This window comes from Plantibacter sp., assembly GCF_059073635.1.
Map to the genome: position 1 here is coordinate 482,882 of NZ_JCACOF010000008.1, position 26,725 is coordinate 509,606.

Below are 26,725 nucleotides of genomic sequence, written 5' to 3' on the forward strand. Positions count from 1 at the left end.
TGTCGTATCCTCTGCGCTCGGCGTTCCTCTGCTCCCTGAGCGACCGGTTCAGTCGTCGGCGCCCGGCCGCAGCAGGCCGCTCTCGTACGCGAGGATGACGAGCTGGGCGCGGTCGTGGGCGGCGACCTTCGTCATGATGCGGTTCACGTGGGTCTTCGAGGTGTGCGGTGAGATGACGAGGTCGTCGGCGATCTGCTGGTTGGACCGTCCGCGGGCCACGAGGAGCAACACTTCCAGCTCCCGCTCGGTGAGGAGCGCCAGCTCGGTGGGGACCTGGCGCGGGCTCGTCGGTTCGTCCGCAGCGACGACGTACCTGGTGATGAGACTCCGGGTCGCGGCGGGGGACAGGAGTGCGTCGCCGGCGTGCACCGCGCGCACGGCGCGGACGATCTCCTCGGGCTCCGAGCCCTTGCCGATGAACCCGCTCGCGCCGGCGCGCAGAGTCGCGATGAGGTTCTCGTCCTCCTCGAACGTGGTGAGGATGAGGACCCGGGTGTCCGCGAGGTCGGGGTCCGCGCAGATCGCCGAGGTCGCACCGATGCCGTCCAGCACGGGCATGCGGATGTCCATGAGCACGACGTCCGGTCGCAACTCGCGGGCGAGAGACACCGCCTGCGCGCCGTCCACGGCTTCGCCCACGACCTCGAGGTCGGCCTCGGAGGAGAGGATGTCGGCGACGGCCTGGCGGATGAGCGACTGGTCGTCGACGACGAGCACGGTGGTCATGCGGGGGACTCCTCGGGGTGCGTCGGGGCCGGGTGTGTCGGACCGGGGTGCGTCGGCTCGCCGGTCGGGAGGCTCGCGGACAGCCGCCAGCCGCCCGGGGTCGCGCCGACGTCGACGGCCCCGCGGACGGCGGCGACGCGCTCGCGGATGCCGAGGAGTCCGTGCCCGGTGGTCGGCGCCGCGTCGGCCTGCTCACGCGGGACGCCGGGGGCCGTCGGATTGCTCACGCTGACGACGATCCTCCCGTCGCCGCCCTCGACGAGCACGTGCGCACGACGCTCAGGACCGTGCTTCAGTGCGTTCGTCAGCCCCTCCTGGACGACGCGGTACGCGACCGTGTCCGTGGCGGTCGACAGCTCTGGTGCGTCGGGGTCGATCCGTGTCGTGATGTCGAGGCCTGCGGTGGTGAACTCGGCGATCAACGCATCGAGTCGGTCGAGTCCCGGCTGCGGCAGCGTTCCACGGGAGCCTGCGCCGGCGTCCCCGCCGTCGCTCCGCAGGACCTCGAGCAGGTCACCGATCTCGCCGAGCACCGTCCGTGACGCCCGGCGGATCGAGACGAGCGCCTCCTTCGCCTTCTCCGGCCGCGACTCCAGGGAGCTCGACGCCACCCCGGCGTTCAGGCTGATCACCGAGATCTGATGGGCGACGGTGTCGTGGAGGTCGCGTGCGATCCGGAGCCGCTCCTCGGTCACCCGACGCCTCGCCTCGGCCTCGCGGGTCTGTTCGGCCCGCTCCGCGCGTTCGGTGATCGCCAGGATGTACGCGCGGCGTGATCGCGTCCCGTCGCCGGCTGCGGCGGCGAACGCGATCATCACCGCGAACTGGACCGTCCGCGGATCGAAGCTGCCGATCGACGCCAGCAGGCTGAGGAGGGCGACGGCGACCATCGTCGCGACGGCCGTGATCAGGGTCGTCCGACGCGCGGAGCGCACGGCCACCCCGAACATCGCGATCGCGGCCGCGATCACGACACCGGGAGCGAGGGTCCCCGTGATCGCCGCCGCACCGTAACAGGCGATGACGGCAGCGAGCACCGGGATGGGCCAACGTCGGCGGAGCGGGAGCAGGAGTGCCGGCGCGACGACCAGGGCGACGACGAGCGGGCTGCCCGGCCGGAACTCCGCATTGGGGAACGGGATGAACGCCGAGGCGATGATGAGGACCGCGGCGACCACGTCGTGCACCCACGCCGGAGGTCTCCGACGCGGATCGCGCACCCGGTGATCCTGCGTCGCGGAGGTCATGGGCCCAGTCTGCCGGGAACCGGCGCCCGGCGACTCCTCCGCACGTGGCATTCCGCGGTACCACGGACGCGGTACACGGGTGTCCGCCGGTGGGGGACGCGCCGGACGGGCGACGCCGCGAGTCTGGAGTGGAGCCGGAGCACCCGGCCCCAGACGAGGAGACACCATGCAGAGCACCACAGCGCCGCCGATCATCTCGGTCCGGGACGTCCGGCGTTCCTACGGTCGCGGTCAGAACCGGTTCGACGCGCTGAAGGGGGTGAGCTTCGACATCCACGCCGGCGAGAGCGTCGCGATCGTCGGGAAGAGCGGCTCCGGCAAGTCCACGCTCATGCACGTGCTCGCGCTCCTCGACGCACCGAGTTCCGGCACCGTCGAGCTCGAAGGGGTCGACACGAGCACCCTCCGCGGTCGCCGCCTCAACACGACCAGGAACAAGACCTTCGGGTTCGTGTTCCAGCAGTTCTTCCTCACCGCCAACGCGACGGTGCTCGAGAACGTCCTGCTCCCCATGAAGATCGCCGGCGTCCGCCGCGGTGACCGACGTCGCCGGGCGCTCGCCGCACTCGCGCAGCTCCAGCTCGAGGACAAGGCGCGGAACCGTGCGGTGAACCTCTCCGGCGGGCAGAAACAGCGGACGGTGATCGCCCGCGCGCTCGTCAACAACCCGCGGATCATCTTCGCCGACGAGCCGACCGGCAACCTCGACACGGCGACCGGCGCCGTCGTGGAGGACATCCTCTTCTCCCTCAATCGGGAGAGCGGCATCACCCTCATCGTCGTCACGCACGACGAGGAGCTGGCGGCACGCTGCGATCGGCGGATCCTCATCCGCGACGGACTGCTCGTCGAGGACGAGGCGGTGGCCGCATGAGAACCGTCGACCTCATCGGGACCGCCGTCGCGAACACGTTCCGGTCCAAGACCCGCACCATCCTGACCATCCTGGCGATCTTCGTCGGGGCGTTCACGCTCACGCTCACCAACGGGCTCGGCACGGGCATCAACGCCTACATCGACGACACGGTGTCGAGCGTCGGCGCGTCCGACACGATGACCGTCACCAAGACGTCCGAGACCGCAGGCGGGTTGGGTGCGGCGACGAGCGGGCCGAAGGAGTACGACCCGGACGCGGTCGCCGCCACCGGTGCCGGCGCGCCGGGATCGACCGTCGTCGCCCTGACACCGACCGACCTCGACGAGCTCGGCGGGATCGACGGCGTCCTCGACGTCCAGGCCGTGAAGTCGATCTCGACCGACTACATCGAGGCGGGCGGCGGCACGAAGTACGTCGTCGGTGTCGGTGGGACTCATCTCCGGGCAGAGCGTCACGCTGGTGGACGGTGCACAGCCCGACGACGACACCGACACGCTCCAGCTCGTGCTCCCCACGTCCTACGTGGAACCGCTCGGCTTCGGAAGCGACGCGGACGCGGTCGGGCAGACGGTCACGGTCGCGATCACGGATGCGCAGCGCACGCAGCACACCGTGGACGCGACCGTCGTCGGCGTCGCCGAGGAGAGTCTCGCTTCGCCCACCGGCGCCTCGATCGTGCCGAACGCCGCGCTCACCGACCTCCTCTACGAGACGCAGAACATCGGCGTCCCGTCCGACCAGGTCGAGCGGTACGCGCAGGCGTCCATCCGGTTCGGCGCGGACGCCACCGACGAGCAGGTCACGGCGTTGAAGGACCGACTGGCCGACGCGGGCTACACCGGCACGACCGTCGCGGACCAGCTCGGCACCATCAAGACGGTGATCGACGGGATCGTCCTCGTCCTCAACGCCTTCGCGATCATCGCCCTCCTCGCGGCCAGCTTCGGAATCGTGAACACGCTGCTCATGTCCGTGCAGGAGCGCACCCGCGAGATCGGGCTGATGAAGGCCATGGGGATGGGCAGCGGGAAGGTCTTCGGGTTGTTCAGCCTCGAGGCCGCGTTCATCGGCTTCCTCGGCAGTGCGATCGGCGTCGGTATCGCGGTGCTCGCCGGCACCGGCATCAGTGCCGCGCTGTCCGGATCGCTCCTCGCCGACCTGCCGGGCCTCGACCTCATCGCGTTCGACCCGGTGTCGCTCGGGATCATCGTCCTGGTCGTCATGGTGATCGCGTTCCTCGCCGGCACCCTGCCCGCCGCCCGTGCCGCCAAGGCCGATCCGGTGGAGTCGCTCCGCTACGAGTGAGGTGCAGCGGTCGGGAATGCCGGGTGGCGGCTGTGGGGCGTGGCGGAAGCGACGCCCCACAGCCGCGCCGGCGCCAGGTTGAGGAGCAGCGCCGGCGCAGACGCTCAGGTCGCGTCTGCGGCGTCCACGTTACGACAAGCGGCCGTCCCGTCGTCGGAGGTTGAGGCTCCGCGCCCGCTTCTTCTCCGCTTCGCGCTTCGGGGTGGTGACGTGCTCGGGTCTGAGACCGATCCCGATGAACCTCGCCGCAAGCGGTCGGACGACGGGTCCGGCGAGCCGCATCAGCCGGATCACCGACCGCGGCGCGATGCGGTCGCCCGTGGTCGTGCGGGAGATCACCCGATGCCCCGCTCGCTGGATGCGCTGCATGATCCTCACCGGCCGCTCGCGTCGACGTTGGACGGCCGCGAGGACCCCGGACGGTGCGTCCCCTGCGGCGAGGTGGTCGGCGATCGCGTTGGACAGGGCGACCGCATCCTGGATCGCGTAGTTGACCCCGACGCCGAACATCGGTGACATCGCGTGCGCGGCGTCGCCGATGGCGATGAAGCCCGGGCGGTGCCAGCGGTCGAGGCGGTTGAGCTGGACTGAGAGGAGTTTGACCTGGTCCCAGTCGGTCAGGGTGTCGACCACCTGACGCAGGACGGGCGCGGCATCGACGATCCGGCGGCGGAGCGCCGGCAGGCCCTCGGCTCGGAGCAGCTCCGCGCCGCCCTTCCGGATGACCATGCCGGACTGGTACCGGTCACCCCGGTCGATCGTGAGCACCATGCCGCGCGGCGAGAGGTAGGCGAGGGTCGGGGGCGGCGGGTCGGCCGGCTTCGGCAGGCTGAACCACAGGACGTCGATCGGCACGCCGCTCTCGTCGGGGATGAGTCCGGCCGCGTCGCGGAGTGCCGAGGTGCGTCCGTCCGCCGCGACCGTGAGGGTGGCTCGGATCTCGATGTCGGTGGAAGTGCTGGTCGCTGGGTCGGTTTCGGTCGCTGGGGCGTCGGCGGTCGTCGTGGTCGCGCGCAGGCCACGCACCCGGCCCTGCTCCACGATCAGGCCGGTCGCCTCGGTGCGGAGGCGGAGCTCGAAGTTCGGCAGTGCGGCGGCCTCCTCGGCGAGGAAGTTCAGGAAGTCCCACTGCGGCGCGAGGACGAGGAAGCGGTCGGGTGCTGGCAGGGTGCGGAAGTCGACCATCGTCATCCGCAGGCCGTCGATCACGGCGTCCATCGCCTGCAACCGGTTGAGCGGCAGCCGCAGGAACCGCTCGCGCAGGCCGAGCTCGCCGAGCAAGGTGATGGTCGACGGGTGGATCGTGTCGCCGCGGAAGTCGCGGAAGAAGTCGGCGTGTTTCTCGAGCACGGTCACGCGGAGGCCGGACCGGGCGAGGAGGTAGCCGAGCACCATGCCGGCCGGGCCGCCACCCGCGATGACGCAGTCGCGGTCGGTGGTGTGGTCGGCGGCGTGGTCGCCGTGATCGCTGTCGGTGGGGGTCGTCGGTTTCATCGCGCTGCTCCCGTCGGTCTCTTCCGGACACTACTCCGGAACCCATATCGTCGACATCATGCGTGTGTTGCAGCGGGCGGGACTGCCGCTTCTCGTGTCCGGAACGATCGTGCTCGCGCTGTCGGCGTGCACTGGTGGCGGTGGGCCCGGTGGCGGCTCCGCCGGCAGTGCGTCGCCCGCTGCGTCGGTGCCGGCGGAGTCGTCGAGCGGGGGCTCGGGAGACGGATCGTCCCTGCAGGTCGACTGCGCGGCGGTGGAGGCGGCCGTCGCGCCGTACATCGCGGGGCTCGTCGCGCGGGAGGACAACGGGGCGGACGAGTACGGGACCGTCTGTGGCTGGGAGGCGCCGGAGGGGACGATCGATGCGGCGGACATCCGCTCGGTGGAGATCGTCGTCTCGCCCGAGTCGAGCGAGGCGCTGTCGGCCGATGAGCTCGCCGCCGCCGGGCTCACGCCGATCCCGGATGCGACCATCGAGGCTGCCGGAGGGACCGCTTACAGCGCGACGGTCGAGACCGGTGTCGCCGCGGTGATCGTCACGACGGTGGTGCTGCCGGAGACGGAGATATCCGTCACCGGTGGGCAGTGGGCGGGCCATCCGTCGCTCGACGGGCCGGCCGCGGTCGAGGTCGTGAAGGCGCTCATGGGCCGGTGAGCGGCCCGGGAGCTGCGGACCCCCTCCGGTCCCTGAGCAACCCTCTCCGGTCCCCGAGCAACCCTCGTCCGTCCCTGAGCAACCCTCGCCGGTCCCTGAGCAACCCTCGCCGGTCCCTGAGCAACCCTCGCCGGTCCCTGAGCCTGTCGAAGGGTGCTCGCAGGCACTTCGACAAGCTCAGTGACCGGAAGAGGTGCACCCGTATTCACTCCGGTCTCCGAGCAACCCCCTCCGGTCCCTGAGCGAACCCTCGCCGGTCCCTGAGCCTGTCGAAGGGCCTGCGGGTGAACCCTGCGAATCCGGTATGCCTCCTCCGGTCCCTGAGCCTGTCGAAGGGCCCACGAGCAACTTCCACAACCGCTTCGACTCAGCATCTGGAATGTCAGTGGTCCGTGGTGGACTGAAGTCATGACCGAGACCACCACCTCCGCAGTTCGAGCTGGCGATGACTACGCCGCGCAGCTCGCGGAGTTCTCGGACCACTACGCGGACATCCAGCGGCGTGCGCGCCAACGCTGGACGCCGAGGAGGCTCGGCTCCTGGCCCGCTCCGCCGCCTACGCGGACGCCTTCGCCGACGTCACGGTCCCGGCGATCTTCCCGCCGGCCGAGCGGCAGGCGCTCTCGCGCCGCTCCACCTGCGCAGCCCTCGCGATGGCGACCCGCACGCCCGAGCGGACCGTGCAGCGGGCGACGAACGACGCCGAGCGCCTCGTGAACGACGCGCCCGCCGTGCTCGCGTCGCTCGAGGCCGGCCGCATCTCGGCCCGGCACGCGCAGACGATCATCGACCAACTCAGCGACGTGCCGACCGCAGGGCGGGCGGTGTTCCTCGCTGAGGTCCTGCCGGTCGCGGAAGAGTCCACCAACGCGAACCTCCGCAGGCGCGCCCGCGTCCTGCGCGAGCGCCTCCACCCCGAGTCCATCACCGCCCGAGCGGTCCGCTCGGAGGCGGACCGCCGGGTCGAGTTCGAACCCGCCGCCGACGGCATGGCGTGGGTGCACCTCTTCACCACGGCACCGATCGCGCAAGGCATCATCGAGCGCGTCGAAGCAGCCGCCACCGAATCGCGCCAGGCCGGCGACACCCGCACCTGCGCACAGCTGCAGGCCGACGCCCTCGCAGCCCTCGCCCTCACCGGCGTGACCCCGGACGACGTCATGTCGAGCCCGGTGCTCCCGCACCCCATCGAGGTGCAGGAGCACATCAAGCCCACCGTGCAGATCACCGTCCCGGCGTTGAGCATGGCCGGTGTCTCCGATGCCCCGGCGACGCTCGACGGCTACGGCCCGATCGACCCGGAGACCGCCGCCCGCATCGCGGTGAACGCGCCCAGCTTCACCCGGATCCTCGTCCAGCCGGAAACCGGCGCGGTCCTCTCCGTCGGCCGGAATCAGTACCGGGTCCCGGCCGACCTGCAACGCGCGGTGCGCCTCCGGGACGGCACCTGTCGGGCACCGGGCTGCGGGAGGCGAGCCCGGGCCTGCGACCTCGACCATTCGGTCGCGTGGGAGGACGGCGGGACGACGGATGTCGGGAACCTCGCCTGTCTCTGCCGACATCACCACCGGATGAAGCACCTCCCCGGGTGGAACCTCGACCACGGGCCCGGCGGGGTCCTCGAGTGGACGACACCCGACGGCAAACACCACCGGACCGAACCGGACCCCGCCCCATTCTGACCCCCGCCGGTCCCTGAGCCTGTCGAAGGGTTCTTCGTGGGCACTTCGACAGGCTCAGTGACCGGGAGGGGTGTGCCCGGAACCGGTTCGGTCCCTGAGCTTGTCGAAGGGCACTCGGGTTGCGCTGCCTCAGTGACCGGGGAGAGGTGTGCCCGGAACGTTGAGGGGTCCTCGTGGGCACTTCGACAGGCTCAGTGACCGAGCTGGACTGTGCTCGGATGCATTTCGGTCCCTGAGCTTGTCGAAGGGCAGGCAGCCCCGGCGTGCTTCCGGGACCACCTCCGCACCCCGCCGGGTAGGCTCCAAACGTGGGCACCGACGAAGACCAGATGCTGTCACTCGTGTACGCGAGCACGGCGACACAGCCGTTCAGCGACGACGACCTCACCGCCCTGCTCGCCGTCTGCCGCGAGAACAACGCCCGCGCACAGCTCACCGGCATGCTCGTCCACCGTGACGGCCGGTTCCTCCAGGTCCTCGAGGGCCCCGAGGCCGCCGTCCGCGAACTGATGGTCACCCTCGCCGCCGATCCCCGTCACACCGGCATCCGCGTGATGTTCGAGGAGCCCATCCGCGAACGCCAGTTCGCCGCCTGGACCATGGGCTTCGAACGCGCCGACACCGGCTCCGCCGCAGACCTCGACGGCTACCGCGACACCTTCGACGACCTCGACCGCGACGACCCGACCGCCACCATGCGCGCCCTGCAGGAACTCGCCCGCTGGTTCCGCAGCCGCGCCACGCGGAGCTGAGCCGCGCTCAAGCCCGCGCTCACACCCGCAGTCAGCCCGCGAGCTTGCCGATCGGGCTGTCGTCGAGGTTCGCGAGCAGCTCGGCGACGTCGCCGTAGACCGCGACCGCACCCGCGTCACGGAGCTCCTGCTCGCCGAACCCACCGCTGCGCACCCCGATGCACTCCACACCGGCCCGCGCGGCCGCCTCGATGTCCCAGACGGCATCGCCGACCATGACCGCTCGCGACGCCGGCACGCCCGCACGATCGAGCGCGACCTCGACGATGTCGGGCTCCGGCTTGGCGGTCTCCACGTCACCGGACGAGGTCGCCGCGAAGATCGCATCGTCGACGTCGAGCAGCTCCCGCAGGATCTCGAGCTCGTTCTCCGGAGCCGAGGTCGCCAGCACGACTGCGATCCCGCGGCCTGCCAACTCGCCGAGCAGCTCGCGCGCACCGCCGATCACCCGCAGCCGGGAGGTGTTCTGGAGGTAGTACTCGCTGTGCAACTCCTTCGCCCGCTCGCCGTACTGCTCGACCTCGTCGGACCCGTCGAGCAGCGATTCGAGCAGCTCGACCGCCGTCCTTGCCGATCGAGCGATGGATCCGCCACGCGTCGACCGGCCTGCCGGCATCGGCGAACGCGCGATCCCAGGCGTCGACGTGCAGGTAGTTCGAGTCGACGAGCGTCCCGTCGATGTCGAAGAGCACCGCGATGCGGTCGTCGGAGTTCTCGGGGACGGTGGTGTCAGCTGGTTCGGACATGCGTCCAGTCAAACCCGCGAGCCCGCGATTGTGAAGCGGTGGTCATTCGCCGCAGAACGTGCGAGCCCGCGGACGCGGCAGCGCCGCCCGCTACTGGAACCGACTCGTGAGGATCACGGAGCTGGTCGCATCGTCGAGGAGCACCTGCGTCGAGCGGCCGTCCTGCGAGAAGGCGTCGTCGAGAGCGGACGAACGCACGAACGGTCCCGGCGGCAGTGCGTCGTCGAGTCCGGCGTCGAGGTCCGGGAGCTCCGCCTTCGCGTCCGAGCCCGCCTCACCGGGTGCGAGCGCCCGCAGTTCCGCGTACCCGGCCTCGTCCAGGACGACGACCGCATCGATCCAGTACGTGCTCGGGCCCGGAACCCGCTCGTCGCCCATGGTCCCCGACATCCAGGTCGCCGAGAGCGCGGTGGCGAGCTGCGGGAAGCGGTCGGTGAGCGGGCCGAGCTCGTGCCGGATCTCACCGGTGCCCGAGCGGGTGGCGGAGTCCGATGCCGATGCGGATGCCGCCGTCGTCCGGTCCGGCGACGGTGACGACGCGCAGCCGGCGAGCAGACCGGCGACCACGACGACCACCGTGGCCACGACGGTCGCGCGCGGCGCGAGACGGTGACGTCGATCGTGCATCCGAGCAGTCGTGTCCATGCCAGCAGCCTAGAGGTCGTCGATCACTGTCCGTTCGGCCAGCCCGGGACTGTGCGGCAGGCGGGGGTGCCCGGAGCGGCTTGCGCCGAGGCTGGATCCATGAACCTCTCCACTCATCCCATCGAGGCTCGCGGGCTCCGCAAGACCTTCCACGGTCGCCCGCGCGTCGATGACGTGTCCTTCACCGTCGCCCCTGGCCGGGTCGTCGGACTCCTCGGCCCCAACGGCGCCGGGAAGACCACCACCATCCGCCTGCTGCTGGGACTCGCCCGTCCCGACGCGGGGGACGGCCTCATCCTCGGCCGCCCGTACCGCGAGCTCGAGCAGCCGGCGCGCACCGTCGGCGCCGTCCTCGACGCGGGCGGACTCCACCCGGCTCGCACCGGGCGGCAGCACCTCCGCATCGCCGCCGCGCGGATCGGGGTCGACGCAGCCCGCATCGACGCGGTCCTCACCGAGGTCGGGATGGCACGCGACGCCGACCGCCCCGCCGGCGGGTACTCGCTCGGGATGCGTCAGCGCATCGCGATCGCCGCAGCCCTCCTCGGCGAGCCGGCCGTGCTCATCCTCGACGAGCCGTCGAACGGCCTGGACCCGGCGGGCATGCAGTGGCTGCGACTCCGGCTGCGTGCGTTCGCCGACGCGGGTGGGACGGTGCTGCTGTCGTCCCACCTCCTGTCCGACGTCCAGGACATCGCGGACGACGTGGTCGTCATCACCGACGGGCGCGTCGCTGGCCCAGTCGTCGATGGGCGACATCCTCGCCGCATCGGGCGGCGACCTCGAGGCGTACTACCTCCAGGTCACCGGAACCGCCCAGCTCACCGACAACGGGCAGGTGCGCTGATGCTCCGCGCTGAACTCATCGGTCTCGTCACCACGACCGCGACGAAGGTCACCGCGGCGGTCGCCGTCGTGGGACTCATCGTCACGCAACTCGCCTTCGTCACCCTCATGCCCGCCCTCGCCGACGGCGACATCGGCCCTGGCCTCGACGCCCTCGGGAGCGACTTCCCCGTCCTGGACCTCGCCTCCCGCGCCGTCCAACTCGACGCGCTCAACCCCCTCGGTGCGTCGATGGGCAGCGGCTCCATCGGTGTCGCACTCCTGGCGATCACCCTGCTCGGCGTGCTCGCCGGCACGAGTGACGACCGCTACGGCGGCATCGTCGGTGCCGCCCTCGCCTCGCCGAAGCGGTTCCGCATCGTCGCAGCCAAGGCGGGCGCCGTCGCACTCGTCGGCGCCGCCCTCGGTGTCGTGCTCGCCCTCGTCAGCCTGGTCACGCTCGTGATCACCCTGGCAGCGACCGGGACGCCGTTCGTCCTCGGTCTCCCGGACCTCGCAGCACGGTTCGGGCTCGGTGTCCTCGCCGTCACCGCCCTGTCGGTCATCGGCCTCGCGGTCGGACTCATCGTCCGCACCCAGCTCGCCGGCGTTCTGACGATGATCGCGATCCTCATCCTCGAACCGGTCGTCGTCTCCTCGATCCAGCTGATCACCGGCGGCATCGTGCCGGCCTGGACCCAGTTCCTGCCCGTCGCCCTCGCACAGGGCGTCATCCACGGCGGAACGGACGGGCTCGGACCGATCGTCGTCATCCTCGCCCTCGTGGCCCTCACCGCCGCCCTCACTGCGGCCGCATCCGCTGCGCTCTCGCGCCGCGACATCTGAAAGGAACCACCCACATGAACGACCAGACCCAGACCCACACTCAGACCAAGACGCAGCACCAGACCCGTCACCGCACGATCATCGCCGTCTCGGCCGCCGCCGCGCTGCTCGCCGGAACCGTCTCCCTCAGCGCCTGCTCCAGCGCCACGGAGCAGACCGCCGGCACCGGCTCCGAATCCGGGCCCGCTGCAGGACCGGATGCAGTCGCTCGTCGACGCCGGCTACCCCGCGGCGCTCGCCTCGGTGATCGGGCCGGACGGTGAGGCGATCGACGTCGCGGCCGGCATCGGCGACCTCGCGACCGACGAGCCGGCCCCGGTCGACGGCGAGGTGCGGATCGCGAGCAACACGAAGATGTTCGTCTCGACCGTCGTCCTGCAGCTCGTCCAGGAGGGGAAGGTCGCGCTCGACGCCCCGATCGACACCTACCTCCCTGGGCTCATCACCGGCGACGGCATCGACGGCACCCGCATCTCGGTCCGTCAGCTGCTCCAGCACACGGCGGGACTCCCCGAGTACGCCGACCAGATCGCCGCCGACGCGTTCGCGGCACAGGAGCGGTACACCTCGCCCCGCGACATGCTCGACATCGCCCTCGCCAAGCCGGCCGTGTTCGCGCCGGGGGAGCGGTGGGCGTACAGCAACACGAACTACCTCGTGCTGGGGCTCATGGTCGAGAGTGTCACCGACCGGGCGCTCGCCCAGCAGATCGACGAGCGCATCGTCAAGCCGCTCGACCTCGAGCACACCTACTTCCCGGCGCCGGGCGAACGCGAGCTGCGCGGTGAGCACCCGCACGGGTACCACGCGAAGACCGTCGGCGACCTCCTGGACATCACGGCCCTCGACACCTCGTTCGCCTGGTCCGCCGGTGCGCTCGTCTCGACGCCGCACGAGCTCAACGTCTTCATGAAGGCCCTGCTCGACGGTGAACTCCTGAACGAGGAGACCCTCGCCGAGATGCAGACCACGGTTCCGGCCGGCGACGAGCTGTGGCCGGGAGCGGGCTACGGGCTGGGCCTGCAGAGCTACCCGCTGAGCTGCGGCGGCGTGGCCTGGGGCCATGGCGGCGACATCCCCGGAACCCAGACGCGCAACGCGGTCGGTCCCGACGGCACGGCCGTCACCATCGCCGTCACCTCGCTGCCGTGGGCGGTCGTCTCGCCCGACGACAACGAGCGGTTGATGAAGCAGTACCGGATCGTCGTCGACGCCCTCGACGCGACCCTCTGCGAGCGATGATCGCTTCCCACCGGACGCCGAGCGCCGGCCCCCACCGGGGTCGGCGCTCGGCGTGGTTGACTCGACCCATGACCTCTCCCGCACGGCCCGCCCCGCTCGCGGCCCGTCTGCGCTCGGCGCTCCCGCCGGTCCTGGTCCTCGCCGGTGCGGTGGGGTACCTCGGGGTCGTCCCGTGGGTCGACGAGCTGCACGCCGTGCCGGGTCAGGTGTCGCCGTGGGCGCACGCGGGGCTGGTCGTGCTCCAGGCCATCGCCCTGCTCTTCCGGCGTCGGCACCCTGTCGCGGTGTTCGGCGTGGCGGTCCTCCTCGACCTCGTGGTCCTCGGGTCCAGTGGTGGCGAACTCGGGATCGGCTCGTTCGGCGTGATCCTCGCCACCTACGCGCTCGCTCGTCGCGCGGAGCGGCGGACGGTCATCCGCGCGCTGGTGGCCGGTGCGGTCGCGACGACGGTGGTCGGCGGCATCGCGATGGCCTTCGGGTCGTCCGAGGAGCCGCTCATCCTCGTGTTCGCGGCCGTCGCGCGCATCGTGTTGCAGTACGTGCTCCCGGCCGGTGTCGCCGAGTACGCCAGGGGTCGCGAGCGCCTGCTGTCGGCGATCGAGGACCAGGCGCGCATGGCCGAGAACGAGCGTCGGATCAGCGTGCAGAACGACCTCCGCGCTGAGCGCACCGCCCTCGCGCGGGAGCTGCACGACATCGCCGGACACCACCTGTCGGGGATCATCGTCAGTGCGCAGGCGGCCAGCGCTCTGGTCGAGCGCGACCCGGAACGCGCTCGGGAGATGCTCCAGACGGTGCAGTCCGATGCCCGCACGACGCTCGTGGACCTGCGGCGGACGGTCGGCCTGCTGCGCAGCGACGACGCGGACGCCCAGGGCGGCGGAGACGGATCGACCCTCGGCCCGGCGACCACTCCGACGATCGCGGCGATCCCGGAACTCGTCGAGGCGGCGCGGTCGCGGGGGCAGCACGTCGCCTACACCGTGACCGGTGAGCCTCGTGTGCTGGGGCCGCTCGCGGAGACGGCCGCGTACCGGACCGTCCAGGAGTCGCTGGCGAACGCCGCCCGGCACGCGCCCGGAGCCGTCTGCCGCGTGGCGGTGCGGTTCGAGGTGGACGCGATCGAGCTCATCGTGACGAACGCGGCGTCGTCGCAGCGGCCTGCTTCGCCGTCGCGCGACGGCTACGGCCTCTGGGGCATGCGCGAGCGTGCGGAGCTCATCGGAGCGCGATTGACCGCGGCGCCGACGGACGAGGGCGGGTGGCGCAACCGCCTGACCATCCCCGACGAACACCGTCCCGACCAGCAGGGTCCCGACCAGCATCGGAGTGACGCATGATCCGCCTCCTCATCGCCGACGACCAGGCGGTCGTCCGCGCCGGCCTCTCGGTGATCCTCGGCGCCGAGCCCGACATCGAGGTCGTCGGTGAGGCGATCGACGGTGCCGACGCGGTGCGGTTGGCGAAGGAACTGCGTCCGGACCTGATCTGCATGGACATCCGGATGCCGGGCACGGACGGGATCGCGGCGACCCGCACGATCACGGCGGATCCGGATCTCGACGCCGACGTCCTCATCCTGACGACCTTCGACGTCGACGCGGACGTGTTCGCCGCCCTCGAGGCCGGTGCGGCCGGCTTCCTGCTGAAGGGCGCCGACGAGGCGACGCTGCTCGCCGCGATCCGGTCCGTCGCAGCGGGGGAGGGGACGCTCGACCAACGCCTCACCCGTCGCATCCTCCGCGAGTTCTCGGAGCGCCGGCGCGAGCGCCCGCGGCCGCGACGGCACCGGTCGGAGTCGCCGCTCACCGATCGCGAGTTCGAGGTCCTCGACCTCCTGGCGCAGGGACTCTCCAACGCGGAGATCGCCGACCGCCTCTTCGTCGAACCCACCACGGTGAAGTACCACCTCGCCGGTCTGCTGCAGAAGACGGGAGCGCGCGACCGCCTGCAGGCCGTGCTCTGGGGCATCCGCGCGGGGCTCGTCGACCCGCGCTAATCGGAGTGCAAACGAAATAATATATATTATTGGCTCTTCTTCTACGTGTGTTTTTGAGCGCTACACGGCATGCGATGTTGGACGCGAAGGGACCGGATGGCTGTCGCTACCCAGCGGACGTGTCGTTACACGTGTTCCTTGCTGGAGCTCGTGGAGCGAAGAGCGGACGTGGGTGGGCCGACCTGGGCAGACTGCGCTGCCTGCGGGCTCGAAGCGCCGGAAGCCCTGGGGGCCATCGGGCACGCGGGGGACTGTCTCGTCGTGCTGATGCCCGGCTGATCTCGTCGCAAGGGTGGTCGTCGGGACGTGCTCGGGCGCCGCGCTCTATCGGTGGCGACACCGATCGTCTTGCTCCACAAGGTGCGTTGGCCGCACACGGACACCGGTCGACACATCGTGACGCCGCACGCGTCGACGTCGCCGATAGAGTGCGGTGACGGGTCGCGGACCGGTCTGAGCCTAGGGAGCGCCGATGTTGGTTCGTGTTGAGTGCTCTCCAACGACTGGCCAGGCTCCATGGCTGACCACTTGCTGTCCTGTGGAACGAGCAGGACAGCACTGCATGTTCATCCAAAAGCATAATATTGCCTTTATTGGCAAACTCTCAGGATATTGCTATCTTCCGCGCCAGGTCGCCGATCTTTGGGGCCGGTGTTGAATGATCGAGGAGGTTGAGCGGTTGCGAGAATGCGACTTGGGGACTAAGCCTAAAGTGTCCCCGCAGATGAATTTTGTAGTAATGACGAAAATCGGGATGGACTGATATGGGTTGGCAGAAGAAGCAAATTTTGCGAGACATCTTGATTGTTTCGGCTTCTGTGATTGTCTGCGTGGGGATATCGTTCCTTCTCGTCTCTAGCTGGCTTCCGGGGCTTCCGATAGGGGTGCTGCTGGGATTGGTGCTACAGCTGATCTTTAGGTACCGGTCGACGAAAAAGTCCCAGCGGTCAGAATAGTTCACACTCAAAGGAGAATGTTGTGTTCACAACTCTGAAAGGCAAGCTCGCGGGATTCGCGCTCGTTGCTGCTCTTGGCGTAGCTGCACCCGTCGCCGTGGCTTCATCTGCCTCGGCAGAAGACTGTGATCCTGGCGCCCGACACGACATCTGGGCGACTCCTGATGCCGCGTACGATGCTGTCACGCTCAACGCATGCTCGGCTCGAATCCTCTCCGATGAGTACGGGGCGAGCAGCGGCTACACGGGAGTCGTGGGGCTCATCACTTCATGGATTCCGGGGATCCCTGCGAAGACGGCCTCCGGACTCTTCGGCGTCAAGTCTGTCTCTGATTTCTTCGTCGGGAACGGGCTCGCTTCCTGCTCGAACAATTTCACGACGACTGTCAAGGTGACATTCGCAAATGGCTCGTTTGCCGGCTGTGAAGCTGGTTCTCTGGGCAATGGTGGCGGGATGCGGTAGATATCACCGGACTGGAAATGTTGTCTCTGCCGTAACTGAGCTTCTCAGAGGGGCGTCGTGGAATCTCCGCGGCGTCCCTCCAGCTTTGTTCAGGTCGCCCAGCGAGCGAGGCGTTGCGTTGCTCGAGGTAGCGGTCGATCGAGTTTCGACTGAACGAGCCGATGGGGGCTCGGTCGTTGAGTTCGGGCCGAGCGTTCGGGTTCGTAGCAGCGATCTCGTGGAGACCTTTACGTACGGACAACTCGTCGAGCACCCGACGCAACCATGAAGTCATCGTCCGCGGCGAGCATGGCGAAGATCTCTTCTGGGGGGGGGGGGGGCTCGCGAGATGTCAGGTTCCAGCGGACGCTGGGGTCTGGGTCGCGCGCTTGGCGGCGCCACTCTTCAAGTTGCTCTGGGTTAGTCATACTTCGCGCTCTCAGAAGGAACGTACTGGGTCTGCAATTACTTCGATGATGCGCCGTCCGGAAGTGTCTCGCCCACTTTCCCTTCCATGAGCTGCCGAAGCGACGCGATCTCGGTCGTGAGTGCTTCGATGTGCGCACTGGTGATCGCTTCGGATACGGCCTCCCTTTGCTCGACGCGTTCGACGATCCATGAGGCAAGGGTGGCAGTGACGACACCGATAAGGGCGATCCCGCCGATCATGACTCCGACGGCAACGAGCTGTCCGGTGTACGTCACGGGGAAGTAGTCGCCGTAGCCGACGGTGGTGATGGTGACGAATGCCCACCAGAGGGCTTGGCCAAGTGTCTGGATCGCGCCGTCACCGCCGCGTTCAGCATCGAGGACCGCAAGACCCGCGACGTACACCAGGAGCGTGGATGCGCCGGCGGCATAGATGATGACCCGTCCCCGGAAGGCGGCGCCGGCGGTCCGGTTCAGGATCGCCAGGAGCGTGACGAGCCGGAGCAGGCGCAACGGGCGGAGCATCGGGAGAACGACGATCGCGAGGTCGAGAAGGTGCGTGTAGAACCAACGCCATCGCGGGTTCGCGAGCACCAGATTGACGACGTAGTCGGCCACGAAGACCACCCACGTCGCCGCGATGATGACCTCGGCGACGCTTCCGCCGGGTTCGGCGATCACCTCGTATGAGTACGCCGCGAGGAAGACGACCGCAGCGATCGCGAGGGGCCATTCAGTGAGCTTCTGCCAACGTGCCTGGGTCATGCGGCGAGCGTATCTGGAGGAGGAGCCCTCGCCCGGACGGGTTGAGAGCGAGCGGTTAACATCGTGGAGTGATTGTCGCGATCGAGGGTCCGAGTGCTGCCGGCAAGACGACCTGGTGTCGAGCGGCAGCGACGGAGTTCGTCGCTGAGTACGTGCCTACGGGCAACGAACCTGATGGACGTGACCCGGAGGCCCAAGCGAGGTATTGGACCGGAGTGAACGGAGATCGCTGGTCGCAAGCGATCGCTCTCGAGCGCCGAGCCGGAGTGGCTCTGTGTGACAGCGATCCCCTCAAGCTGCACTACTCATGGTGCCTGGCTCGCATCGGCGAAGCTTCTGCGACGCGCTTCCTCGCTGAATTGGGTGCTGTCCGTGAGGCGATGCGGCGGCGGCAGATCGGAATCGCTGACGCTGTCTTCCTGACCCTGCCCGAGGAAGGCGTTTTGCGGCGCCAGAAGGACAGCGACACGACACGGTCCCGGCGCGCCTTCGAGCTGCATGTCCGGCTACGCGGCCCCCTCGAGGAGTGGTATCGCACGCTTGACTCTCTCCGTCCCGGGAGCGTGGTCTGGGAGCTACCGCCAACGGGGGTGGCAGATCTCGTGCCAGCGCTGCAGCCCGACGACCGCTACGACGTTGACCTGCTCGATGCGCTCGAATCCCGACTGCCGCAGACCAGCTGACAGCAGACCCCTATTTCAGGTTGTCGACGGTCGCTCGGTGCGCGCGGCCGTCCGATGAGTCGATCGGCGGTGACCGGTCGACGATTCGCGCGCCCGGTCAGGTAAGGCTATCCTTCCTAGGTCCCACGCCCTCGAATGAAGGAGACGACGTGCACCAGCGCGCCGCCATCAGCCTCGTCCTCGCCGCGGCGCTCGCCGTCGGACTGTCCGCCTGCGGCGCGTCCGAAGCGGTCGAGCCCGAATCGACCGCCGCCGCCGGGCAGGGCGCGACCGACTACCCGCTCACGCTCGACAACTGCGGCACCGAGGTCACGATCGACGCCGCACCCCAGCGGGTCGTCTCCCTCGACCAGAACTCGACCGAGATCCTGCTGTCCCTCGGGCTCGAGGACCGCATCGTCGGCACCGCCTCCTGGACGGACCCCGTCCTCGACTCCCTCGCCGACGCGAACGCCGACGTCCCGCGCCTGGCCGACAACGCCCCCACCTACGAGGTCGTCCTCGGAGCCGACCCGGACTTCGTCACCGCGTCCTTCGGCCGCCACTTCAACGAGGGCGGCGTCGCACCACGCGAGCGGTTCGCCGAGACCGGTGTCGCCAGCTACCTCTCGCCCACCGACTGCGACAACGGGACGAGCATCAACGGCGGCGGGACGCGCACGACGCCGCTCACCATCGACGCGCTCTACCAGGAGATCACCGAGATGGGCGAGGTCTTCGACGTCTCCGACCGTGCTGCCGCGCTCGTCGCCGACCTGCAGGCCCGGGCCGCGAAGGCGACCGAGGGTGTCGACTTCGACGGCACGACGGTCGCGTTCTGGTTCGCCGACACGAAGACCCCGTACGTCGGCGGTGGGCTCGGATCCGCCGCGCTGCTCGCCTCGACCACCGGGCTCGACAACGTCTTCGGTGAGCTCGAGGACGACTGGCCGGCCACCACCTGGGAAGACCTCGTCGACCGCGACCCGCAGGTCCTCGTCCTCGGCGACCTGCAGCGCGACCGGTTCCCCGGCGACCGCCTCGACGACAAGGTCGCGTTCCTGGAGTCCGACCCGCTCACGAAGACCATGGACGCGGTGCGCAACCAGCGGTACATCGCCCTCCACGGCGCCGAGCTGAACCCGTCCATCCGCTTCGTCGACGGCCTCGAGAAGATCAAGGCGTGGTGGGTCGAGCACGAGGACGAGCTCTGAACCCGGAGACGGTGACGAGCACCGAACCGGTGACGAGCGGCGACACGGTGACGAACAGCGACACGGCGCGGCGACCCGCCTCACGCGCACGCCGCGCGACGATCACCGGCCTGCTCGTCCTCGCCGGCGTGGTCCTCCTCCTCGTCTCGGTCGGCGTGGCGATCACGCTCGGACCGGCGGACATCCTGCTCGTGAACGTGCGGGACATCGTCGCGAACCACCTCGGCGTCACCGACATCCCGGTGAAGCTGTCGAAGGACGCGATCGTGTGGGAGGAGCGGCTGCCGCGGGCCTTCGTCGCTGCAGCCTGCGGAGCCGGGCTCGGGCTCTGCGGCGTCATCATGCAGTCGCTCCTCCGCAACCCGCTGGCCGACCCGTTCATCCTCGGCATCTCCTCCGGTGCGTCGACCGGTGCGGTCGCGATCGGGATCCTCGGACTCGGCGGGGCGTCGATCGGCCTCTCCGGCGGCGCGTTCATCGGCGCGCTCGTCGCCTTCGGACTCGTGCTCCTGCTCTCCCGTCTGTCGGGCGGCGGGACCGACCGGGTCGTGCTGGCGGGCGTCGCCAGCACGCAACTCTTCTCCGCACTGACGTCGCTGATCATCTTCGCGTTCGCCGACTCGGACGAGACGCGCGGCGTGATGTTCTGGCTGCTCGGCTCGCTCGAGGGCGTGCGCTGGGACGACGTGGCGCTCTGCGCGATCGTCGTCGTCGCCGGGTCGCTCCTGTGCCTGCGGTACGCCCATGCACTCGACGCGTTCGCCTTCGGTGAGGACGTCGCGGCGTCGCTCGGCATCCACGTCGCGAGGACGCGGGCGATCCTGCTCATCGCGACGGCGCTCATCACGGCGACGCTGGTGAGCGTCGCGGGGGCGATCGGCTTCGTCGGACTCGTCCTGCCCCACGCCGCCCGCCTGCTCGTCGGGCCCCGTCACGGTCGGCTCATCCCGGCCACGGCGATCATCGGTGCGATCTTCATGGTCTGGGTGGATGCCGGCTCGCGCGTCGCGTTCTCGCCGACGCCGCTGCCGGTCGGCGTCGGGACCGCGCTCGTCGGGGTGCCGGTCTTCATCGCCCTGCTGGCGCGGAGGACGGAGGCGCGGCATGACCCTGCACGCAGAGCACGTGTCCTGGAACCGCGGCGGCGCGCTCGTCGTCGACGGCGTGACCCTGCACCCCGAGCCGGGACAGACCGTCGGCCTCCTCGGGCCGAACGGGTCGGGCAAGTCGTCGCTCCTGCGGGTGCTCCACGGACTCGTGAAGCCGACCGCCGGACTCGTGACGCTCGACGGTGTCGACCTGGCGTCGGTCGGTCGACGGCGCATCGCGCGTTCGGTCGCCTCGGTGACGCAGCACGCCGACACCGACGTCGACATCACGGTGCGCGACATCGTGCGGCTCGGCCGGATCCCGCACCGCTCGGGACTCGGCGGTGACACCGCAGCCGACGAGACCGCCGTCGACCGCGCGCTCGCCCACGTCGGCCTGCTCGACCAGGCCGGCCGCCTCTGGCACACCCTGTCCGGAGGCGAACGCCAGCGGGCACAGATCGCGCGGGCGCTCGCCCAGGAGCCGCGCGAGCTCCTCCTCGACGAACCGACCAACCACCTCGACATCCGACACCAGCTGGAACTGCTCGACCTCGTCTGCGCGCTCCCGGTCACGACCGTGATCGCCATCCACGACCTCAACCTGGCCGCGATGTACTGCGACACGGTCGTCGTACTGCGCGCCGGTCGGGTGGTCGCTGCCGGGGCACCGGGCGAGGTGCTGACCGCGGCGCTGATCGCGGACGTCTACGGCGTGGCGGCCGAGGTGACGCTGGACGTCGAGCGCGGGTATCCGGTGGTCACGTTCACGAGATCGGCTGGGCCGTCCCCGTCACGGTGATGCCGCCGGTGGCCGGGACGTCGACCGTCAGCAGACTGGGGGCGCCGACGTGGTGGCCCTGCCGGACGAGGATCCGAGCCGGAGGGGTGAGGAGACCGAGCGCCCGCAGGTAGCCGCCGAGGGAGGCGGCTGCGGAGCCGGTCGCCGGATCCTCGGTGATGTCGCCGACGGGGAAGAGGTTGCGGGCCTCGACGAGCAGGTGGCCGGCGTCGTCGATCCCGTGGTCGTGCACGACCGTCACCGTCCCGGCCCAGCCCTGCTCGTCCATCAGCGCGCGCAGCGCGGCCGGGTCGAAGGTGAAGGCGTCGAAGACCTGCTGCTCGCGGACCGCGACGACCGGGTGCCGGTTGCCGGCGAACGACTCGCGGAGCGGCCACCGCTCGTCGAGGTCGGAACGCTCGAGCCCGAGCAGCGACAGCAGACGATCGGCGACCTCGGCGTCGAGATCGCGCACGGTGGGTTCGACGCTCGTGAACGACGCGGTGATCGAGCCGGTGCCGCCGTTCGTGTCGGCGTCGTGTCGGCGTCGGATGCGGTCTCGACGACGAGGGGTCCGACGTTCGTCTCCAGCGTGAAGCGTCCGACGCCACGGCGCTCAGCCAGGGCGACGGCGGTGGCGATGGTCGCGTGACCGCAGAACGGGACCTCGGCACCGGGGGAGAAGTAGCGCATGCGCACGTGGCGGTCGTCGCCGTCGACACCCGGGTCGACGACGAACGCCGTCTCCGGATACGCGACCTCGGTGGCGATCGCCTGCATCTCGGCGTCCGTCAGCGCCGAGGCGTCGAGGACGACCCCGGCAGGGTTCCCACCGCCCGGCTCGGCGGCGAAGGCGGTCAGGCGGAGGATCTCGGGAGGTCGCGTGGTCGACATCCGACGATGCTAACCCGCGTCGCCGTCCTCGCCGACTGCTGAGACCTCCACGATCCAGGCCCGTTCCGGTGCGGACGACGGGGTCTGGAGGCCCGAGTGCGACAGCACCGCCCCGGAGGCGACCACTCCGGTCCACCCGGCGAGCGGGCCGTCCACCTCGTCCTCCTCGCCGAACCAGGCGGGCACGGCGCGACCGCCGGACGGCTCACCGATGCGCAACGGCCGAACCCGGTAGCGACGCTCCGGGTCGAGTCCGCGCAGGGTGAACCGCCCGATCCTCGCGACGTCCGAGCGGCTGAGGAACGCGAGCGAGAACAGCGCACGCGACCGGTCCTCGGCCACCACACCCGTGATCTGGAGCGCGTCGTCGAAGACGTCCTCGCGCACGAGCCTCCCCGTGTGCAACAGGTCACGCGTCCGGCGGTAGAGCCCGAACCATCCGCGCAGTTCCTCCAGTTCCGCCGGGGACGCCTGCCGCAGGTCCCACTCGACCCCGAGATGACCGAAGAGCGCGGTCGCCGCACGGAAGGACAGCTCGTGCGAGCGGCCCGTGGTGTGCGAGCGCCCGGAGGCGATGTGGGCGCCGAGCCGCTCCAGGGGGACCAGCTGGGCGGTCCAGCGGTTGATCTGCTGCCGCTCGAGCGGGTCGCTGCAGTCCGAGGCCCACACGCGGTGCGTGCGCTCGAGGACGCCGAGGTCGACGCGTGAGCCGCCGGAGGAGCAGGACTCGATCTCCAGCTCCGGGAACCGACGCGTGAGTTCGTCCATCAACCGGTACACGGCCGCCGTCTGACGATGCACGCCGGCCCGACCGTCGGGTGCCGACCCGGCGTCGACGAGGTCGCGGTTCTGATCCCACTTGATGTACGCGATGTCGACCTCGGTCAGGATCGCGGTCATCCGTTCCAGGACGGCGGCGAAGGCCTCTGGTCGGCCGAGATCGAGGACCTGCTGGTTCCTGGCGGGGATCGGCAATCGTCCGCCCGTCTGCATGATCCAGTCCGGGTGCTCCCGGGCCAGATCGGAGTCGAGGTTCACCATCTCCGGCTCGAACCACAGACCGAACTCCATCCCCAGGCTCCGGACCCGGTCGGCGAGCGGCTGCAGCCCGTCCGGCCACACCTCCTCGTCGACGAACCAGTCGCCGAGCCCCGCGCGGTCGTGTCGTCGCCCGCGGAACCAGCCGTCGTCGAGGACGAACCGCTCGATCCCGAGCGAGGACGCGACCTCGGCCAACTGCATCAGAGCCTCGGCGTCGTGATCGAAGTAGACCGCCTCCCACACGTTGAGCGTGAGCGGTCGGTCCCGTGCCGGATGGCCGGGTTGCGCGCGCAGGTGCTCGTGGAACAGCGCGGCCTGGGCGTCGAGCCCGTCCCCGTAGGCGCCGTACACCCAGGGGCTCGTGTAGGCGTCACCCCTGGCGAGGCGGATCTCGTCGGGCAGCAGCAGTTCGCCGCCCCCGATCACCTGGTCGCCGGTCGAGAGCCGTTCCGCGAGGTGTCGCTGGTTGCCGCTCCACCCCACGTGGACGCCCCAGACCTCGCCCGTGGCGAAGCCGAACCCGGGGACGCCCACGTTCAGGACGAGCGGCGCGTCCGGCCCGGTCCGCCCGCGGCGGTCCTCGCGCACCCAGGCGCCGACCCGGAGCGGCGAGCGCTGCGGCGTCCGCTCCTTGCCCCACCGGCCGGCGAGGTCGAGGACCTCCCGGGCGCGAGCCGGGATCGGGAGCGCGAGATGCAGGTCGTCGAGCCGGTAGACGCCGTCGGCGACGTTGCGGAGCGTCGCGCGGACACGCAGGAGACCGGCCTCGCTCAGCTCGAACTCGATCCGGATCGCCAGGCCCGCCTCGGCGTCCTCGCCGTCGACGGTCACCGTGCGCGGGGTCACCTGCGCCGGCTCCATCGTGAACAGCGGCGACCAGTCGCGTCCGTCCCGGCTGCCGGTGATGCCCGGCCGACCGAGCCAGGCCTCGCTCTGCTCCGGCAGCACCGCGAGGCGGGTCGGGCGGTCGGGGGCGTTCTCCGTGACGAACCGCTCCGCGCCGCGCACGACATCGGCGAGCTCCGCATCGTCGAGCGGACCGAGGTCGGCTCCCCAGTGCGCGATCGACGGCAGGTGTCCGTCGCGCAGGTCGATCACGACGCTCACGGCGCGCGATCGCAGGTGGACGACGGGCTGTCGGGTGTCGGTGGACATGGGGTCCTTTCGGATGGGGTGCGGTGGTCAGTCCGCGGACGGGCGTGCGAGCTGGCCGTCCCAGGGGACGAAGGTGGCGAGGTCGACGTCGTGCACGGTTCCGTCGGTCCACCGTGCGACCAGCCGGGTCCCGGTCACGTCCACCGCGACCGGCAGGTCGGGTGTCTCGCCGTCGTCGAAGCGGAGGGTGTGGAGTGCGGCCAGGACGGTGTGCCCCGGAGTGCTGGCGGCGTACAGCGCCGGGACCGCCGAGTGGGGACCGAACGCGTTGGCGTCGCGGTAGGCGACGGCCTCCGCGCGGTCCCAACCGTGCAGCCCGACGATGGTCGCTGCGAGCCCGTCACGACCGACCACCGTGGCCCGCGGCGCGGCCCCGGCGGGATCGACCACGGTGCGCAGGACCGCGTCGTCGGCGACGGCCGCACCGCCCTCGCGGACGGCCCACGCGCGAGTCGACTCGACGAGGTGCGCGCGGAGCTCCTGATCACCGTGGACGATGCTGACCGTGGTGACGGCGCAGCCCGGCCACACCCGGCCGTCGAGCTGTGGGAGGTGCACCGAGCCGGAGACCTCGCCGACGGTCCGCATCCCGCGGATCGCGGCGCGTCGACTCGCCCGCCCGTCCTCGTCGAGCAGCGCGAGATGGCCGTCGACGTTCTCGTCCCACGCCGCGCCCGTCCCCGGGGCCGTGTGCGAGGAGTACCCGAACTTGGCGTAGTGCGGATCGTCCGCGTCGGCGCGAGCGGGCTCGACGGGGATCTCGCAGTGGTCGCTGCCGTGGTTGGCGAGCGTCACGACACCGTCCCGCTGCGAGCGCAGGATCCATCCGACCGCCGGCAGCACGGTGGTCTCCGGCGGTCCGTCGGTCGGCTGCGGGCGTTCCGGAGCGGTCCACACCGGGTCGTCGCGGTCGATGGCGAGCCCGAGGAACCCGATGCCCGCGAGATAGGGCGAGCCGAAGCCGCTGTAGCTCTGCGCGGTGGGCTCCCACGGCCCGTACCAACCGAGACTCAGCGGGCCGTCGACGCCGACGCCGTGCCGGACGAACCCCGAGACCACCCCGGAGGCCAGGCGACGCGTCGCGCCGGGACTCAACGGGTTCACCCCCGAGAGCTCGGCGCACCAGAGCGCGGCGAGGGCGGCCGTCCGATAGCTCAGCGAGCGGCCGACGTGCACCATCGACCCGTCGGGTGCGACCATGCGCGCGAAGGAGCCGGTGAAGTCGTGCAGCCGTTCCAGATGCCGTGAGCCGTCGGCCGTGCCCGTGCGGTCGGTCATGCGGTACCAGGCCCAGAGGTAGGGGTGGATCGCCCACGCGTTGTAGTAGTCGATCGCGTGTTCCGGACCGTCGGTGTACCAGCCCTGCTCCAGGTGCCACGACTCCACGCGGGCGACGTTCCTCGTGCCGTTCAGCCCGGTGACGTCCTCGTCGACCGAGCGGAGGAACGCCTCCGCCATCGCCGGGAAGAGCTGCCAGTTGTTGTGCCAGACCTCGAGGCGCGCATGGTGGCGCAGCCAGTCGGCGATCTGCACCTGCTCCTTCCGGGTGAGCCCCGCCCACAGCCGGTCGCGACTGACGTACAGGCCGAACGCGATGTTCGCCGCCTCCACGATCGAGTTGGTGACGCCCGTGCCGGGGGCCCGACACGTCACGCCCAGCGGCCAGGACTCCGGACCGTCCGGGGCCGTACCGGCGAGGAGTGCCCGGCTGTACCAGGCGACGAGGTCCTCGACCCCGTCACCATCGCCGGCACCAGGGCCGTCGCCACCGCCGGCGATCCGTGGTGCGGCGAGGAGGAAGGAACGACCGACCGCCTCCATGCCCTCGCGTGCGACACCGTCGCGGGTGACCCGACCGGGCAGCCGAGGGATGCCGCCGAGCGGGCTCTCGAACCGGCGGACCTCCGCCAGCCACCGGTCGGCCGTGGCCTCCCAGTGCGCCCGCGTCCACCCGGTGAAGGGTGCGGCGACGGGGTCCGCGGCCGGTAGACGGAACGGCGGGAGCGGGTCGGGCGTCATCGTCGGGCCTCCATCGGTGCTCCCGGTTCCGGGTACTGTTCCGCGCGGCGCACCCGCAGCGTGTGTGACCCGCTCGTCGCGGCGGCGCGCTGCACGAGCCGGATGCGGAAGACGGCCGACCCCCAGACCTCGTGGAGCTTCGGGTCGTCGATGTCGATCCGGTCCACCGCCACCTCGAACGCGGGGTCGGTGTCCAGGCGGGCGTCGCCGACCAGGATCACCGTCGCCCGTCGACGAT

At 70.4% G+C, this 26,725-nt stretch carries 25 protein-coding genes and 2 pseudogenes; 15 read left to right on the forward strand and 12 right to left on the reverse strand.

The features are described from left to right. Positions 1-48: 48 nt before the first annotated feature. The gene (locus AC5JOC_RS09590) at positions 49-726 is read right to left on the reverse strand and encodes a response regulator (protein WP_494246305.1); all 678 of its coding nucleotides are present in this window, start codon (positions 724-726) and stop codon (positions 49-51) included. Beyond that, positions 723-1,973 (reverse strand): sensor histidine kinase, encoded by a 1,251-nt coding sequence (locus AC5JOC_RS09595; RefSeq protein ID WP_494246306.1) that lies wholly within the window; start codon positions 1,971-1,973, stop codon positions 723-725. The genes AC5JOC_RS09590 and AC5JOC_RS09595 overlap by 4 nt, the downstream gene beginning before the upstream one ends. Positions 1,974-2,139: 166 nt before the next feature. Here AC5JOC_RS09595 and AC5JOC_RS09600 point away from each other — a divergent pair, with 166 nt between their 5' ends. Beyond that, positions 2,140-2,847 carry an ABC transporter ATP-binding protein gene (locus AC5JOC_RS09600; protein WP_085511157.1) on the forward strand — a complete coding sequence of 236 codons (708 nt, stop codon included), beginning with the start codon at positions 2,140-2,142 and terminating at the stop codon, positions 2,845-2,847. Positions 2,848-2,983: 136 nt separating this feature from the next. Here AC5JOC_RS09600 and AC5JOC_RS09605 read toward each other — a convergent pair whose 3' ends face one another. Further along, complete coding sequence (locus AC5JOC_RS09605; RefSeq protein WP_494246307.1) at positions 2,984-3,118, reverse strand: hypothetical protein; 135 nt, start codon at positions 3,116-3,118, stop codon at positions 2,984-2,986. Between the two features lie 191 nt (positions 3,119-3,309). Between AC5JOC_RS09605 and AC5JOC_RS09610 the strand changes: the two genes are divergently transcribed. Beyond that, positions 3,310-4,155: an ABC transporter permease gene (locus tag AC5JOC_RS09610; RefSeq protein WP_494246308.1), complete on the forward strand. Its 846-nt coding sequence runs from the start codon at positions 3,310-3,312 to the stop codon at positions 4,153-4,155. Positions 4,156-4,284: 129 nt separating this feature from the next. Here AC5JOC_RS09610 and AC5JOC_RS09615 read toward each other — a convergent pair whose 3' ends face one another. Next, positions 4,285-5,649, reverse strand: coding sequence for an FAD-dependent oxidoreductase (locus tag AC5JOC_RS09615; RefSeq protein ID WP_494246309.1), 1,365 nt, complete (start codon positions 5,647-5,649; stop codon positions 4,285-4,287). A gap of 58 nt (positions 5,650-5,707) precedes the next feature. Between AC5JOC_RS09615 and AC5JOC_RS09620 the strand changes: the two genes are divergently transcribed. From AC5JOC_RS09620 to AC5JOC_RS09630, 3 genes are all read left to right on the forward strand, one after another. Further along, positions 5,708-6,304, forward strand: a complete 597-nt coding sequence (locus AC5JOC_RS09620; protein ID WP_139382362.1) for a hypothetical protein — start codon at positions 5,708-5,710, stop codon at positions 6,302-6,304. Between the two features lie 593 nt (positions 6,305-6,897). Then, positions 6,898-7,986: an HNH endonuclease signature motif containing protein gene (locus AC5JOC_RS09625; protein ID WP_494246368.1), complete on the forward strand. Its 1,089-nt coding sequence runs from the start codon at positions 6,898-6,900 to the stop codon at positions 7,984-7,986. A 308-nt stretch (positions 7,987-8,294) separates the two neighbouring features. Continuing rightward, on the forward strand, positions 8,295-8,738 hold the full coding sequence (locus AC5JOC_RS09630) for a BLUF domain-containing protein (RefSeq protein WP_494246310.1): 444 nt from the start codon (positions 8,295-8,297) through the stop codon (positions 8,736-8,738). A gap of 31 nt (positions 8,739-8,769) precedes the next feature. Here AC5JOC_RS09630 and AC5JOC_RS09635 read toward each other — a convergent pair whose 3' ends face one another. Both AC5JOC_RS09635 and AC5JOC_RS09640 read right to left on the reverse strand, forming a co-directional pair. After that, entirely contained in the window at positions 8,770-9,354 is a 585-nt protein-coding gene (locus AC5JOC_RS09635; RefSeq protein WP_494246311.1) for an HAD family hydrolase, read from the reverse strand. 220 nt (positions 9,355-9,574) lie between these two features. Continuing rightward, on the reverse strand, positions 9,575-10,129 hold the full coding sequence (locus AC5JOC_RS09640; protein ID WP_159877052.1) for a hypothetical protein: 555 nt from the start codon (positions 10,127-10,129) through the stop codon (positions 9,575-9,577). A 99-nt stretch (positions 10,130-10,228) separates the two neighbouring features. Here AC5JOC_RS09640 and AC5JOC_RS09645 point away from each other — a divergent pair, with 99 nt between their 5' ends. From AC5JOC_RS09645 to AC5JOC_RS09670, 6 genes are all read left to right on the forward strand, one after another. Beyond that, complete coding sequence (locus tag AC5JOC_RS09645) at positions 10,229-11,800, forward strand: ABC transporter ATP-binding protein (RefSeq protein ID WP_494246312.1); 1,572 nt, start codon at positions 10,229-10,231, stop codon at positions 11,798-11,800. 14 nt (positions 11,801-11,814) lie between these two features. Next, positions 11,815-12,063: a hypothetical protein gene (locus AC5JOC_RS09650; RefSeq protein ID WP_494246313.1), complete on the forward strand. Its 249-nt coding sequence runs from the start codon at positions 11,815-11,817 to the stop codon at positions 12,061-12,063. Next, positions 11,999-13,042, forward strand: a complete 1,044-nt coding sequence (locus AC5JOC_RS09655) for a serine hydrolase domain-containing protein (protein ID WP_494246314.1) — start codon at positions 11,999-12,001, stop codon at positions 13,040-13,042. The genes AC5JOC_RS09650 and AC5JOC_RS09655 overlap by 65 nt, the downstream gene beginning before the upstream one ends. A 68-nt stretch (positions 13,043-13,110) precedes the next feature. Then, positions 13,111-14,382: a sensor histidine kinase gene (locus AC5JOC_RS09660; protein ID WP_494246315.1), complete on the forward strand. Its 1,272-nt coding sequence runs from the start codon at positions 13,111-13,113 to the stop codon at positions 14,380-14,382. Beyond that, positions 14,379-15,041 carry a response regulator gene (locus AC5JOC_RS09665; RefSeq protein WP_494246316.1) on the forward strand — a complete coding sequence of 221 codons (663 nt, stop codon included), beginning with the start codon at positions 14,379-14,381 and terminating at the stop codon, positions 15,039-15,041. The genes AC5JOC_RS09660 and AC5JOC_RS09665 overlap by 4 nt, the downstream gene beginning before the upstream one ends. Positions 15,042-16,019: 978 nt before the next feature. Then, positions 16,020-16,460 (forward strand): hypothetical protein, encoded by a 441-nt coding sequence (locus AC5JOC_RS09670; RefSeq protein ID WP_159877064.1) that lies wholly within the window; start codon positions 16,020-16,022, stop codon positions 16,458-16,460. Between the two features lie 444 nt (positions 16,461-16,904). Here AC5JOC_RS09670 and AC5JOC_RS09675 read toward each other — a convergent pair whose 3' ends face one another. Then, positions 16,905-17,633 (reverse strand): potassium channel family protein, encoded by a 729-nt coding sequence (locus tag AC5JOC_RS09675; protein ID WP_411557536.1) that lies wholly within the window; start codon positions 17,631-17,633, stop codon positions 16,905-16,907. A 68-nt stretch (positions 17,634-17,701) separates the two neighbouring features. On the opposite strand from AC5JOC_RS09675, the gene AC5JOC_RS09680 reads away from it, so the two are divergent. From AC5JOC_RS09680 to AC5JOC_RS09695, 4 genes and pseudogenes are all read left to right on the forward strand, one after another. Next, complete coding sequence (locus AC5JOC_RS09680) at positions 17,702-18,316, forward strand: nucleoside/nucleotide kinase family protein (protein ID WP_411557537.1); 615 nt, start codon at positions 17,702-17,704, stop codon at positions 18,314-18,316. Positions 18,317-18,465: 149 nt separating this feature from the next. Beyond that, positions 18,466-19,509 carry an ABC transporter substrate-binding protein gene (locus tag AC5JOC_RS09685; protein ID WP_411557538.1) on the forward strand — a complete coding sequence of 348 codons (1,044 nt, stop codon included), beginning with the start codon at positions 18,466-18,468 and terminating at the stop codon, positions 19,507-19,509. Positions 19,510-19,538: 29 nt separating this feature from the next. Continuing rightward, positions 19,539-20,600 (forward strand): annotated as a pseudogene (locus tag AC5JOC_RS09690) (FecCD family ABC transporter permease); the annotation flags it as partial. 13 nt (positions 20,601-20,613) lie between these two features. Continuing rightward, complete coding sequence (locus tag AC5JOC_RS09695; RefSeq protein ID WP_137242630.1) at positions 20,614-21,399, forward strand: ABC transporter ATP-binding protein; 786 nt, start codon at positions 20,614-20,616, stop codon at positions 21,397-21,399. Here the strand turns inward: AC5JOC_RS09695 and AC5JOC_RS09700 are convergent. The 5 genes and pseudogenes from AC5JOC_RS09700 to AC5JOC_RS09720 form a co-directional block, all read right to left on the reverse strand. Next, positions 21,365-21,853 carry a PhzF family phenazine biosynthesis protein gene (locus AC5JOC_RS09700; protein WP_494246317.1) on the reverse strand — a complete coding sequence of 163 codons (489 nt, stop codon included), beginning with the start codon at positions 21,851-21,853 and terminating at the stop codon, positions 21,365-21,367. The genes AC5JOC_RS09695 and AC5JOC_RS09700 overlap by 35 nt on opposite strands. Before the next feature lie 95 nt (positions 21,854-21,948). Beyond that, a pseudogene (locus AC5JOC_RS09705) lies at positions 21,949-22,272 on the reverse strand (PhzF family phenazine biosynthesis protein); the annotation flags it as partial. A 9-nt stretch (positions 22,273-22,281) separates the two neighbouring features. Next, entirely contained in the window at positions 22,282-24,468 is a 2,187-nt protein-coding gene (locus tag AC5JOC_RS09710; protein WP_494246318.1) for an alpha-galactosidase, read from the reverse strand. A 27-nt stretch (positions 24,469-24,495) separates the two neighbouring features. Continuing rightward, complete coding sequence (locus AC5JOC_RS09715; RefSeq protein ID WP_494246319.1) at positions 24,496-26,487, reverse strand: DUF2264 domain-containing protein; 1,992 nt, start codon at positions 26,485-26,487, stop codon at positions 24,496-24,498. Further along, positions 26,484-26,708: a hypothetical protein gene (locus tag AC5JOC_RS09720; protein ID WP_494246320.1), complete on the reverse strand. Its 225-nt coding sequence runs from the start codon at positions 26,706-26,708 to the stop codon at positions 26,484-26,486. Before AC5JOC_RS09720 ends, AC5JOC_RS09715 begins: the two co-directional genes overlap by 4 nt. Positions 26,709-26,725: the final 17 nt, after the last annotated feature.